We start from the raw sequence: 15,231 nt of genomic DNA on the forward strand, positions 1-15,231 counted from the left end.
TTGCCCCACACTTCCACACCATTCGCTCGCAACGTGTCAATCTGACTCGTATCTGTAAGCGGAATATACTCGATGTTTAAACTCTGCAGCGCCGTCAGACCAAACAGCGGTGTTAAGTCATTCACCCCCGTGTAATCAAGACTTAAGTAAGACAGTTGGTCTAAACCAGCAAGCCCACTGATATCCGTTAACTGACGATTATCATAAAGATATAATGATTGGATTTGCGTCAGTCCCGCTAAAGACGACACATCAACCAGCGACGCTTGTCGGTTGATTTGCAACTGGTTCAACTGAGTGAAATTTGCCAGTGCACTGAAATCGCGCACAAGCGTAGATTCAAACGATAAGCTGTAAAGTTGGCCGCTTAAGCTACTCAGCAGACTCACATCAATAAAATTAGGGTCATTCACACGTAATGAGCCCAATGATGCAAAGCTAGTCAGTTGTTGATAGTCATCCAGCTGGCCTGTCAGCACCAGATGGTACAACGGCAACTCAGCAGGTAAGGCACTTAAATCACGCACGTGCTCACCTAAGTATAAGTAGTTGAGCTGTAGGTAGTTAGCGAGCACATCAATATTAGTCAGCCCTGTACCCATCAGATTTAGTTCATATATGTTAACCAGATCCGTTAACATGGAAATGTCTGAAACGGCTGAATTATGCAAAGACAGGCTGCGTAGCTGCACCATGCCATTGAGCGCTGACACATCGGTCAAGCCAGTTTGCTCTTGCAAAGACAGCCATTCAACATGCGTCAATGCTTCAATTCCACTTACATCAGTAATCGGATAGCTTGTACCAAAACAATCAAGATAATTCAGCTGTGAGAGTGACACCATCCCAGTGGTGTAAGCATAGATGCACTGCCTTAATGCCGGATCAACAATCATCGTCCCCGCCAATAAGTCACCAAATGGCATCGGGTCATCAACATCTAAAATGCCGTCACCATCATCATCGTCATCGGCATTGTTACCGATGCCATCGCCATCGGTGTCATACACCTCCGTCGCATCCAATGGCATTTCATCACGGTTGTCACCAACCCCGTCCCCATCCGAGTCTAACTGCTCACTCGCATCCCATGGGAACGCATCCCCATTGTCGCCAACACCGTCACCATCGTTGTCGTTCTGCTCATTGGGGTCATTCGGGAAAGTATCTCGATTATCACCAACCCCATCCCCATCCGAGTCTAACTGCTCACTCGCATCCCATGGGAATGCATCGGTGTTATTGCCAACACCGTCTCCATCACTGTCTAACTGTTCACTAGGATCTTGAGGGAAAACATCTGTATTATCTCCAAGACCATCTCCATCAGAATCACGCCACTCGCGATTATCATTAGGAAAAGCATCTAAGGCATTTTCGACACCATCATTATCCCAGTCAGAATCCTCAGTTCCGCTTAGACCGTCATTATCCAGTTCAAGCGGATAAGCTTGATAATAAGTCACTCGAGCAAGAATATAATCAGTCCAGTTTTCCTGCTGACTTGGGAAGTTAAAACCATTCGAATTAAATTTTGACCATTCCAATACATACAAACGTTCATTTTTCTGTAAAATTGGGACCCAGAAGCGTCGACGCCAAGTATTGCAGTTATCTAAACTAGAATCACAACCACTATATTCAGATCCATTTTCAATAGCATTAGCATCTAACTGCATCAAGCCTTGAACACCTTCCACTCCCTGTTGCCACAACCATGTTTCTGCTGGTACACCATTTAGAATATCTTCACCCCAAACACGCTGAGCTACTCCGCCCGAATTTAAGTTGAAGCCATAATATTCCTTAAGATAAATCTGACCGTTATCATCATAAGCATTAGGGTCTGATAGTGCCCAGGCTCCCATCATAAATTGATTTTCAAAATCAAAATCAACCATATTGAAGGGTGGAAGGGAACCGCTTGTTTTCATAGCTAAGCCATAACTTGAATAAACATTATCAGCGGTTTCAACGACTGTGTGCACACCGTAGCCAACATCAAACTGTTCTACTTGTTGATATCGAATCGAAATTGGGTTGTTTACATCAAGCCCCATTAACTCCAGAGCACCATCTTGAGAAATAGTCCAGCTAAAAGAAGCTGATTCGATCTGACTTTCTGCCGTGCCATCTTGATTAAAGTGGATTATATCTGGAACTAAACTGCGGTAAGAAAGCGTAATTGGCAAAACCCAATGACCAGAAACGTCTTCAAATGCGTAAGGAATATTATCTAGCCTTTCTACTGCTGCATATTGCTTAAGGGACCTTATCTGACCGTCAACATTCGGTACGTCGCTACCAAATAGCGAATCCCATTGCTCAAAGTTATAAGGTGTATATTGAAGGAGTTCAACTTCTGCAAAACGTTCTTGACCATCAACAACTGCAAGTTTGTACCATTGATAGCCAGTAACGGCCCTATTCAGTTGAATCGTTTTTCCAAAGCTCGCTTTATAAACATTGGCCTTTTGTTGTGTAATAACACCGGTATTTACAAGCAGCTGAACACTGGTTGTCGAATAACCATCTTGTTTTTCAGCCAAATCTATCGATAACATATTGTTAGAGATATGCCATGTAAACGGCTTAGAACCATAAATTCCTGTTTGATTGCCCGAACCATCACTAGCAAAAGAAAAGAGTTGGCTAACATCACGGCCAACGGCTATGTGGGGTTCAATTACACTCTGTCGCGAAATACCTATGTAGCTTGACGCTAAATCGCTTTCGGTAAATAGTTGAGCCGCACCAATTTCGGCATTCCGATCATGCAAATCATCAGCATCTAAAACGCCATCGCCATCATCGTCGCTATCTGCGTTATTTCCAATGCCATCTCCATCGATATCAAACCATTCAGTCACATCCCTTGGGAAGGCATCTACCGAATCATTGAAGCCATCATTGTCATCATCATTGTCAAACGCATCGACAACACCGTCTCCATCGGTATCTTGAACACTAAGTGCTGCTTCAATTTGATTTAATGCGGGTTCGTCGAGCCAAAGATCAAGACCTTTTTCTAATGTTCCTGCAGCGATATGCACGCCTAATTGAACATGGCCATCGATTAGGGCAAAAATTGGATTTGACCATGCTTCATCTCGATTCATTCCAGATATTTCAGCAATATTTTCTGGCAGTTCAATTTCAACAATTTCTTTACCTAAAACCAGCCTACGAACCCACTGACCTTGAAATGCGAGTCGTCTGGCATTTTCAGCGCCAGAATCACTTTGCGGCACCACAAATAAGTTTACTTCACCATAGTCTGCCGCTGATTCTACCAGCTCAGCTTGAAGCGTTACTCCCCTTTCATTTAAGAGTGTTATCGAGATAAGTTCATCAATGTTGGTCCCTTTAATAGCATTTGGAACAAACAAATCATCTAAGTTAGTCAGGCTAACCAAGCTATTGTCAGCTGAATCAACATTGAGATATGCGTAATCACAATCATTGCTTGCCAAGGACTCTCTACTACATGCTTTAACTCGATAAACATCATTAAGCTGAGTAAAGGATATTTGATATAAGTTCGCAGTCGGCTCGAACGTAATATCATTCTCAAGTAATTGACTAAATTCGGTTTCTGAATGCTCAGCTAAAATTTTGGCAATTGGCCTATTAGTTAAATCTACCGCTAAACTATTGATCAACACTTGGTCATTTAATGAGTTGACAAACTTAATCCCACCTTCAATGTTAACTTCCGAAAGTTGATAGTCGTTTGTTTGGTGCTGCCACCCAGAATCTGTCAGTAGCAACTCATCATCAAAGTCACTCGAATCTTGTAATTCAAAAATGAAAGAATCTGCATTTAAAGCATAATAGGAAAAAACCATGCTTCCATCAGTCGCGTCGAAATCAAACCTTTCGTATCCGTACTTCAGTGAACCATTGTCATTATCTTGATATAGCGCGAAAACCGGACCTTGGTAGAATGAATCCATTAAACCGCCAACTCTCACGTTAGGGTTGTTTGGCGCTATGTCAGCATTGTCACCAATACCATCCCCATCGGTATCCAGCCACTCAAGTTCATCATTTGGAAATGCATCTGCATTATCGCCAACCCCATCACCGTCGGTATCGACACTCTCATTTGCATCCAGCGGGAAGGCATCTTGCGCATCAGCAACGCCGTCACCATCGTCATCGGTGTCGGCATTGTTCCCTATGCCATCACCGTCGGTATCGACACTCTCACTATCGTCTAGCGGGAAGGCATCTTGCATATCAGAAACGCCGTCACCATCGTCATCGGTGTCGGCATTGTTACCGATGCCATCACCGTCGGTATCGACACTCTCATTCGCATCCAGCGGGAAGGCATCTTGCGCATCAGCAACGCCGTCACCATCGTCATCGGTGTCGGCATTGTTACCGAAGCCATCACCGTCGGTATCGACACTCTCATTAGCATTTAACGGGAAGGCATCTTGCGTATCAGAAACGCCATCACCATCGTCATCGGTGTCGGCATTGTTACCTATGCCATCACCGTCGGTATCGACACTCTCATTAGCATTTAACGGGAAGGCATCTTGCGTATCAACAACGCCATCACCATCGTCATCGGTGTCAGCATTGTTACCGATGCCATCACCGTCGGTATCCACACTCTCGTTGGCATTCACCGGGAAAGCATCCTGATTATCAGCAACGCCATCACCATCATCATCGTTGTCAGCATTGTTACCGATGCCATCACCGTCGGTATCCATACTCTCGTTGGCATTCAACGGGAAAGCATCTTGGGTATCTGCAACACCATCGCCATCATCATCGGTATCGGCGTTGTTACCTGTACCGTCCCCATCGGTATCCACACTCTCATTGGAGTTCAACGGAAAGGCATCCTGCGTATCTATAACGCCATCACCGTCATCATCGGTATCAGCGTTGTTACCTGTACCGTCCCCATCGGTATCCACACTCTCGTTGGGGTTCAACGGGAAGGCATCCTGTGTATCTATAACGCCATCACCGTCATCATCGGTATCAACATTGTCTCCAATGCCATCACCATCGGTATCCATATCCTCGTTCGCATTAAGCGGAAAGGCATCAGCAATATCAGGTATACCATCGCCATCGTCATCAGTATCAGCATTATTGCCAATGCCGTCGCCATCGGTATCGAGCCATTCAAAGGGATCGAGTGGCAGTTGGTCATCCACATCTGGGACACCATCGTTATCATCATCTGGGTCAGTCGTATCCCCAACACCATCTTGATCAGAGTCAATGAAGATCGTTCCTGGCTGACTTGGGTCATTGTCATCGACATCTTGCTCAGCAGGCCAACCATCATTATCTACATCATTGTTTTCAGATAAATTCGGATCGAGAGGATAGTCATCATCGCCATCAAGCACGCCGTCATTATCATCATCAAGATCACACACATCACCAAATGAATCATCATCGCTGTTCACCTGATAAAAATTGGCTATCAAAGGACAGTTATCAATACTATTCGCTATTCCATCACTGTCACTGTCAAACCGTTGCGAGGGATCCATCGGTGCAACATCAGCGCCATCAAATACGCCGTCGCCGTCGGAATCGGCATTCAGGGGATCTGAACCGGTGAGTAATTCTAGCTCATCGGTTAAACCATCATTATCATCATCAAGATCAGCGTTGTTACCTGTACCATCCCCGTCGGTATCTATGGTTTCATCACTATTCAGTGGGAATAAATCTTCATCATTAGCAACATCATCGCCATCAATATCAGGATCACTATTGTTGCCAATACCGTCACCATCCATATCTGCGGTTTCTTGTGGGTTTAATGGAAACGCGTCTTCAGTATCGATAACACCATCATTGTCATCATCCTGATCAGGCGTATTACCACCAGAGTCAGCGAGACCGTCTTGATCCGTATCAATAAAAGAAATCCCCGGTACCGAAGCGTCTGCATCATTTGGATCCTGCTCGGTTTCCCAACCGTCATTGTCTTGATCCGTTGCAGAAGATCGACTGGCATCTAACGGAAAGTCGTCTTCTGAATCTAAAACATCATCGCCATCATCATCTGTATCTTGGTTGTTTCCGATGCCATCGCCATCGGTATCTGTATGCTCACTGATATCAAATGGAAAAGCATCCGTTTGGTCCGCCACACCATCATTATCATCATCAGCATCAGACTTCTCTGGATCAATTTGGTTAGTTCGAGCACCGTCAGACAAAATCCAGGCAATATCCGGCAAACCATCACCATCATGGTCACTATCTGCACTAGCATCTTCAGGAAACAAATCTAAGCTGTTCAGAACACCATCTCCGTCTATATCTGGAGACGACTCGGCAGGCTGAAGTTCAACGTTAGACTCTTCCTGCTGGTACTCTTCTGTATCAATGTCACTATTGCCTGTTTGCTCAGTTTCGTTGATGACGATTGCTTTCACATCTTCAACAGTACGGCCATCAGGATCATTTGGGATCGGTAATGTGGCAGGATCTTGTTGCAAAACATCTAAAGAATTAGGGGAATAGCTTTCTACTGGTTCGTCACCGGCATTACCGTCAATCATGCCATCGGATAAATCCGACGCCATACCACTGATAATGTCATCAGTACTTGAATCTGACTCTCCCGCAGCTTGCTGCATTTGATAGACAACGGCACTAAATGCTTCCACCGCACTACGATAGGCCGCAGTTGAAGCCTGTTGCTCTGAAGTTTGAGTTTCTTGGACCAACATTGGAGGCGTATCATAGATATTCACATCCTCACCAATGCCAAAGCCCATTGTAGATTTCACTTGCTCTGCCGCACCAGAAAGTGCGGATAAAATTTCCGGAGTGGATACTAAACCATCACCATTTCCATAAAATGGCAATTCAGCAAAATCTGCGTTGGAAAATGCCAAATCAACTGCCATCGTAGTTAAAGGCGTTGCAAATATTTCCTGTCCAGAATCTAGTGTTTCTTGAGTAATAACGGTACGTAGCGTTCGAATAACGGGTAAATGACCCGTCGTAATATCAACAGAATGGTCCGTCGCGACAATCTCAAGTAAGTAAGGTGGTGTGTATGGCGCAACTAAGCTTAAACCTTCAATTTTGGCTTGGGAGTTAGTTACAGCACTGGTAACCAATTGCCCTTTAAAACTGGGAGCAGAAGGGTCAATTAAATATACATGAACTTCTGCAGAAGCCATCGGCCCTTTTACGCCGCCACCTCCAATTTCGATTACCTCAGCAACACTTGGGGGAGTGGTGGGTTCCGTCGCCACAGCGTTTGCATCATCATTATCAACTAAATCACAAGCAACAAGTAAACCGACAGGCATCAAAAAAAGTGCAGCACGAACATTCTTTGCAATTAAAGAAGATCTGAGTTTCATGAAGTGTCCCTTTTAAACAAAATCCATCAATTACTAACGAAAAGTAGCCATACTCAAACTAAAGGAGCATAGAAAATATATTTTTCCACTTGAGGCGAATGCTATACTGAATACAACAGATCTTTAAGAAACTATGGTTGGTAATTTGATCTTGATTATTTTCCCAGATATAGATTTTGAAATCTAAGTGAGGAATTATAAGGCTGTCGAATACTTCAACTTACAGAAAAAATAGCACATCAGACTCTTGCATAACCAGTCAAAACAAAGGGCACAGCGATTTTGAATGACAAGCACGACCATATTTGTTGAAGTCTCAAAAATGAGTATTTAATACTTTGGAATGAATTAAGTTCAACGCAAAACAATTTCAACAAAAAACTGTTCACTAAGTAAATAAAAAGAAGAATAGAAGGCCGAGTGATATAAAAAGGGGAAAGTAACACCGATAAAAATTTATTTAAAAACTATTTGATCGAAATCAATATAAAACAGAGAGTCCCATATACAAATAAGACTCTCTATCTTCAAACTTACTCCATATTTGTGTCCGCAGCTTCACATGCTGCAGCAGTAAATATAACATCAGTTGAACTATTTAAAGCGGTTTCTGCAGAGTCCTGAACAACACCAATAATAAAACCAACGGCGACAACTTGCATCGCCACGTCATTGGAAATACCAAATAGACTGCAGGCAAGGGGGATAAGTAACAAAGAGCCTCCAGCAACACCAGATGCCCCACATGCAGAGATTGATGCCACAATACTCAATAGTAACGCTGTTAGCATATCCACTTGAATACCTATCGTATGGGCGGCCGCTAATGTAAGCACCGTAATGGTAATCGCCGCGCCACCCATATTGATGGTCGCGCCCAAAGGAATTGACACAGAGTAAGTATCTTCATGTAATTCAAGACGCTCACACAGCGCCATATTTACAGGAATATTCGCAGCACTCGAACGGGTAAAAAACGCAGTGACGCCACTTTCGCGTAAACAGGTCAACACCAAGGGGTAAGGGTTTCTGCCAATCTTTAAAAATACAATCAAAGGATTCACGACAAGAGCAATAAACAACATTGAGCCGAGTAGTACCGCCAATAACTGTGCGTAACCAGCTAGCGCCTCAAACCCTGTTTGAGCGATTGTGTTTGCCACAAGGCCAAAAATACCAATCGGTGCAAGTCGAATGACAAACTTAACCATAAAAGTCACACCATGACTCACATCATGCAACACTTGTTTGGTACTGTCTGATGCGTTATGTAACGCAAAACCGAGTCCTGCCGCCCAAACTAGAATACCAATGTAGTTACCCGTCACAAGAGCATTCACCGGGTTGTCGACCATTTTAAAGAGTAATGTATTCAAAACCTCACCGATCCCTTGCGGAGGATTGGTACCCTGTGCTTCCGTGACTAGTGTTAATGCTGTTGGAAATGCAAAACTCATGACGACTGCCGTTAATGCCGCGGCAAATGTTCCCACAAGATACAGTGAAATAATTGGTCGAATATTTGATTGCGCACCAATCTTTTGATTGGCAATCGATGAAGCAACAAGCACGAAGACAAGAATTGGAGCGATGGCTTTTAGTGCACCAACAAACAAGCTCCCTAAAAATGCCACCTGTAAGGCCGTGGTTTCTGAGAATACGGCCAATAAAATACCAGCAACAATTCCGACGAGAATTTGCAGCACTAGACTGCCACTTGCAATTTTTGCAAGCACATTAGATTTTTTACTCATTGCGCAACCCATTTAATTTGTTGAGAGTAGTAGATATTTTTCTACTTTTATTTGATATCTAGGTTGTATCGAATCACTTCGCAATTGTCCAGACATTAAATGTAATCACATAAAAAAGCCCACCACATTTACATGGGTGAGCGATAGGTAAAAAGGCAATATTCTAAACTACATTTTCCCTCGCGCCTCCGCGCCACGCAACATTGCACTAATGAGTTCATGCGCATCAAACTTAGTTAACGCTTCATTTGCCCCCACTTGATGTGCTTGACTGACGCTGATCTCACTTGATAAAGACGTATGTAAAATAATGTACGCACCCGCTAGTGCTGGGGTGTTTTTTACTTCAAAAGCAAGTTCATAACCATCGAGCCCAGGCATTTCAATATCACTAACTAAGAGGTCAATAGGTGCATGTTCTTCCGCCAGCGAAGCCATCATTTCCAAAGCATCTTTGCCATCTGATGTCACTAAATAAGGAATATTAATTGAATCTAAAGCATCAGAAAGCTGTTTTCTTGCAACTTTAGAATCATCGACCAATAGAATTTTCAAAGGCTTTAGCTTTTCCCTTTGAACATCGGTCAAAATTGCTCGATTCGTTTCAGGGTTATCGGGGAAGACCTTTGAAAGCAGTAATTCGACGTCAAGGAGTTGCACTAACTCATTTTCATAACGAGTCACACCTGTCAAATAGGCACTCGTCCCCAAATTTTCCGGTGGAGACTCAATATCGCGCCAATTACACTCTATGATTTTATCGATGGCGCGAACTAGAAAGCCAATCACCATACGCTGGCAATCCGTAATCACAATATAGCTCTGTGAAAGCTCTTCTTTAGGTATTGGCGGATAACCGACTGCAGCAGCCATATCGATTACCGGAATGGTATGCCCTCTTATCGTCGCAGCGCCAAGAATTGTCGGATGAGATTGCGGAATTGCATTTAGCGGCGTATACGAAACCAGCTCTCTAATTTTTAACGTTCCTAATGCAAACGTCTGTCTTTGAGAGAGCTTAAACAACAGTAACCCTTGGGATTGACTTGCCTTACTTTTCATAAAACTATTCGCTTCTCATTAAATAAAAAGTTTTCATTACTTTAACACTTGCATTCATTAGGTAATCATTCCAATTTCACAGAGTTTGTGTACCACGCTCAAAAAGCAGTGAGCAACTTCAATGAGCAACAACTCCTAAATAGAAGCAAGATAACCAAGGGTTCCTAAATGCTGTGTTATGTCATAACCACATTTAACTATCGGCCATCATTGGTAATTTTTAATATAAAGAGATTAAAAACAATAATAAATTGAACTCAAGCCATAAAAGCATCAGTCTTGCAGTGCATAAAGCACATCAAATGCGAATTGGTCCCAACCTTCAGCACTAAAGGCGATATCGCGAACACTCCGCACTTGGCTGACCGCATGCAGCGGCGCGGTACCCGTTTTCATTAAATAATAGGCCATCATTAAACCGGTTCTATCTTTGCCTGAACGGCAATGGATTAACACGGTTCGCCCCAAATTTAATTGTTGCTCAATAAATGCATAAGCAGTCGGCATAGCGCTTACGCAATCCTCTAAATCACCTTCCAGTGGCGGAATATTACTCGTAAAGGGCACGCACGCGTAATGAATATCATTGGCCACAAAGTCTGTTAAATCACATGATTCGCCATCATTGACAGAAAGCACCGAATCGATTCCGGCAGCTTTCAATTCAGCGAGGTTCCACGGTTCCTTGTTTGGGCCACTGCGCCCAGCAATCTTTCCCTCTTCTAACCAAAAAAGGTGTTGCATGTTACTTTACCTATTTTACTTGTTACGTTTAATACTGCGACGAACGACAACGTTTAAGAACAAACTCAGAACTCAGTCAGATCTTAAAACCAAAAAAAGTCCGCGATGGGGGCTGTTAAAACTATTTTTTACCCCAAACCTCAGCATTAAGTTGCTCGTTTTTCTTTCGTTTCTTTTTACCGGTACCAGCTGGCTTGGCGACAGGTTTAGGTTTCCGAGATGGGCAGTCTGCCGGCGCTTCTAGATCCGGTTCAAAATTAGGGATATGCTCTCGTTTTAAGCGTAATTTATTTTTCTTTTCAATCAGCTGAAAATGTTGGTACTCATCATGGCTAATCAAAGAAATCGCTAAACCAGATTTTCCTGCTCTGCCTGTACGACCAATCCGGTGCATGTAGTCAGCAGGGCTGCGTGGCAACTCCATATTGATGACAACATCAAGGCTCTCAACATCGATACCACGCGCAGCGATATCAGTTGCGATCAGAACCCGAATATCTCCATTTTTAAAATCTTCCAGCACCTTCGTTCGATTGCCTTGAGCTTGATCACCATGGAATACTTTGGCTTCAATCCCAGATTGTTTCAGTTTGGTCTGGAGACGATTACAACTTACTTTGGCACTCGCAAAAACAAGCACCTGACGCCAAGGCTCCGTAGACAGCATATGCATCAACAACGCAGTTTTCTGATTGCGATTCACCTCAATCACTCGCTGCACTAACTGCTGAGCACTCACTTGATTTTCTACCGACACAACCTGTGGTGCTTGTAGTAAACGATGTGAGAGCTCAGCAACGTCTTCTGGAAAGGTCGCAGAGAAGAACAAAGTTTGTTTCTGACTCGGAAGCATATCCAACAGCTCCGCAAGCTCTTCTTGAAAGCCCAAATTCAGCATGCGATCCGCTTCATCTAAAACTAAATGTTGTATCTTGCTTAGCTGAACTGCGTTTTGCTTGACCAAATCAAGTAAACGTCCGGGAGTGGCGACTAACACATCCACACCACGCCCTAACACTTGCATTTGCTCATTAACAGAAACACCGCCAAATACGGCTCTAACTTTGATAACGCCATTTAAACCTGCGCCGTAACTCATAAAGCTATCCGCGACTTGTTGAGCTAGCTCGCGAGTTGGCACCAACACCAAACAACGGGCTTCACGAGCATCGTACGTTGTCTCATTGTTTTCCATTAAATGCAGCAAAGGTAAAGCAAACGCAGCCGTTTTACCCGAGCCAGTTTTGGCGTGGGCTTGCAAATCCGCACCATCCAAAATAATAGGAATACTTGCTTGTTGAACCGCTGTGGGATGGCGATATCCCAATGCATCAATCCGCTCTATAAGGGCTTTTGACAATGCGAAAGATTTAAATTCAACTTGGGCTACTTGGCTGGATGGTAAATGTTGGGTCATGACGGCACACTAGGAAACGATATTAGCGGCTATTCTACCCCATCACAGCACAAAGCCTTACTACTATTTGCGCAAACTAAGCACTCTGCTCTAACTGCAACAATGCCTGCTTCATCGATAAACCATAGGCATACCCAGTTAATTTCCCATTTTTTCCGATAACCCGATGACAGGGTACGATAATCGCGATGGGGTTGCGGCCATTTGCAGCGCCAACAGCTCTAACCGCGTTGGGATTTTCGATATCCTCAGCAATATCGGCATAACTGCAAACTCCACCATAAGGCACCTTTAAAAGAGACTGCCAGACTTGACGCTGAAACTCCGTGCCCCATGGCGCCAAAGCGACAGAGAATTCATGACGCTGACCGTTCAGGTATTGAGAAAGCTCCTCTTTTGCTTGCTCAACATGCCTTTGCGCTTCAACTAAGTAGCTTAACCTCTTTTGATTATCGGGGAGAACTAAGTCGCACACATCTTCAGCAACGATAGCCAGTCGGCACACGCCATAGGCATTCGCTTGAATCAATATATTTCCCCAAGGAGAAGGTAGTACGTCTTGAGACAGCGCTGCCAGTTCACTTTTGTTGACACAGAAAGACTTTTGATTAAACACGTTCGATTTCCTCCTTAATATTCATCGCCATAAGCATTATCAAACTATCGAAGAACGCTCATACTCGCTCGATGCCAGAGCATCATGGTGACATAGCTCCCCCAGGGGGAAATGTGTTGTGCAACCCGCTCGCTGACGCTCTGTATCGTATCACTCGTTTGGCTTGCTTCAGGGTTAAAGTAAATTGATTTCAATTGCTGTTTAATCACTAAATCAGTGGCTAGAAAAACATCAGACTCAAAATTGCCACGCATTCTGGCATATGCAACCGTCCACGGACCAATTCCTTTCACAGATAACCAAGTCGATACTTCTGCATCAGGCTCTAACGCGACTTTGGTAGCCAAAGCAATTAGAGCATCCCTTCTCGCTTGGGGCATTTTCAGTTCTTCTAAAGTGGCATTCGCTAAGCGATGAGGGCTTGGAAATAATTTCAGCTGACGACCATTTACTTCTATAGGTTGCCCATAGCGTTCCACCAATATGTTTACCAGTTTTACAGCTTGCTCAACACTGACTTGCTGACCCAGTATCGCGCGACAGCCTGCTTCAAATACAGACCAAACACCGGGAATTCTCACTCCAGGAATAAATGGTTTTTGCAAACCTGTACAACGAGTAATCGCTTGCTCTATTTGCATCATATCGGCATCGAGATCCAGTAAACGTCTAATTTTATTGATAACCGGCATCAAGCTCGCACGTGGATGCTCTGCAAGATACAAGGTCACTTTGACCCGATTTTCCGAAAGTATAGGAAGCACCTCAAAATACCCAGAGGCCTCTTGGGTAGAGAAACTGCGGCCATATCCCAAAACCTCTGAGCTTGAATCTCGGTACTCATGGTTTTGCCTCCCTTTGGCTTCACTTTGTTCTCTATTCGGGCAAAAGGTCCACTCCATGCCTTCAACAAGACGTTTCTGGTAAAACGATATGAGTAACATCCAATCCAGCGGAGGACGATAGCTTAAGTAAAAACTCAGGCTTGCATCTAGGTTTCTTGAACGCTCATCCACACGGGCGTTTCGGCGCAGTTGAGTGGGTGATAGCTGCAATTGCTGTTGAAAGACTTCATTAAAACGTCGGATGCTACTAAAACCAGATGCAAACGCAACTTCGGTGATGGGTAAACTCGTCTGATGTAACAGGCTCTTCGCTAGCAACAAGCGACAATATGTTTCATATTGCTTCGGCGAAACACCAAGAGATTTGGCAAATAGCTGTCGCAGATAACGCTCAGAGATCCCTAATCGCTCAGATAAGTTTGCAACAGTCCCCTTCCCTCGTGATGACTTGTCATTAGCTTCGGAGCGATTTAGTGGCTCTCCCTGCTCAAGAATGTACATGGCTCGCTCAAGCGTCGTATTTTTCCCTTTCCATGCACTTGAATGCGGGGCACTATCTGGTCGACAGCGCAGGCAAGGTCTCAACCCAGCGGTTGAAGCTTCTATCGCTGAAAAAAAATATTGGACATTTTTTTCTAGCGGTGGAACGGCAGGACATATACTGCGGCAATATATCCCTGTGCTGGTGACGCCAGTAAAAAATAAGCCATCAAAACGAGCGTCACGAGCAAGGCGTGCCTTTCTGCAAATATCCGGCGAAAGCAAACCTCTCGTCATTTCCATTTGCTCTTCGCCGCTTTCATCATTCTTCATTAATATACCGTTCCTAATTATCACTAGGCAGAAGGTTGTATTACTGTAACCATTTCTTGTGTTGGCAACTAGCGGAAATCGGAACTGATGGTTAAAGGCATGCTTCCCCTGCTTCAAGCAAAGTTTGGAATAGCATCAGGCTTGTGGTGAATGTGCAACAAAAGTAGGAACTGAAAGGCATTCGATATTGTAGTTTCAAAGCATATATTCACAAATATGCGGGCAGTAAAAGAATGACGCTTGGGCGCACGTTGAAGATAAAACACGAACAAACATAGGTGATGAACAACACTAATCAAGGAAAGCTTGCAATGCTAAACGCAAAAAACCACCTTACGGTGGTTTCTTTAACCTATGTAAATCACAGGTTGTTTGGTGGAGCCTAGCGGGATCGAACCGCTGACCTCAACACTGCCAGTGTTGCGCTCTCCCAGCTGAGCTAAGGCCCCATTTGCTGTTTTATCAACAACAAACCATAAATAAATGGTATCCCATAGGGGATTCGAACCCCTGTTACCGCCGTGAAAGGGCGGTGTCCTAGGCCTCTAGACGAATGGGACGCCGGTCTTACGTTTAGACTCCGTAAGGGAGTGAATACTCATTGATACCT

Annotated in this window: 7 protein-coding genes and 2 tRNA genes; all 9 read right to left on the minus strand. The window is 44.0% G+C overall.

From position 1 onward, the window contains the following. Positions 1–7,370, minus strand: a 7,370-nt coding sequence (locus IEY18_RS17440; RefSeq protein WP_229780015.1) for a thrombospondin type 3 repeat-containing protein, incomplete at its 3' end; no start/stop codon positions are given. Positions 7,371–7,903: 533 nt separating this feature from the next. Then, complete coding sequence (gene sstT, locus IEY18_RS17025; RefSeq protein WP_188923048.1) at positions 7,904–9,124, minus strand: serine/threonine transporter SstT; 1,221 nt, start codon at positions 9,122–9,124, stop codon at positions 7,904–7,906. A gap of 168 nt (positions 9,125–9,292) precedes the next feature. Further along, the gene (locus tag IEY18_RS17030; protein ID WP_188923050.1) at positions 9,293–10,186 is read right to left on the minus strand and encodes a chemotaxis protein CheV; all 894 of its coding nucleotides are present in this window, start codon (positions 10,184–10,186) and stop codon (positions 9,293–9,295) included. A gap of 273 nt (positions 10,187–10,459) precedes the next feature. After that, entirely contained in the window at positions 10,460–10,930 is a 471-nt protein-coding gene (locus IEY18_RS17035; RefSeq protein WP_188923052.1) for a dual specificity protein phosphatase family protein, read from the minus strand. A 121-nt stretch (positions 10,931–11,051) separates the two neighbouring features. Beyond that, positions 11,052–12,347: a DEAD/DEAH box helicase gene (locus tag IEY18_RS17040; protein WP_188923054.1), complete on the minus strand. Its 1,296-nt coding sequence runs from the start codon at positions 12,345–12,347 to the stop codon at positions 11,052–11,054. 76 nt (positions 12,348–12,423) lie between these two features. After that, positions 12,424–12,963 carry a methylated-DNA--[protein]-cysteine S-methyltransferase gene (locus IEY18_RS17045; protein WP_188923056.1) on the minus strand — a complete coding sequence of 180 codons (540 nt, stop codon included), beginning with the start codon at positions 12,961–12,963 and terminating at the stop codon, positions 12,424–12,426. Between the two features lie 44 nt (positions 12,964–13,007). After that, positions 13,008–14,621, minus strand: a complete 1,614-nt coding sequence (locus IEY18_RS17050) for an Ada metal-binding domain-containing protein (protein ID WP_229780016.1) — start codon at positions 14,619–14,621, stop codon at positions 13,008–13,010. Positions 14,622–14,994: 373 nt separating this feature from the next. Next, positions 14,995–15,070 (minus strand) — tRNA-Ala (locus IEY18_RS17055). A gap of 35 nt (positions 15,071–15,105) precedes the next feature. Further along, positions 15,106–15,181 (minus strand) — tRNA-Glu (locus IEY18_RS17060). Between the last annotated feature and the right edge of the window lie 50 nt (positions 15,182–15,231).

Origin of the sequence: Shewanella gelidii, from assembly GCF_014647855.1 — a bacterium.
Lineage (GTDB): Bacteria > Pseudomonadota > Gammaproteobacteria > Enterobacterales > Shewanellaceae > Shewanella > Shewanella gelidii.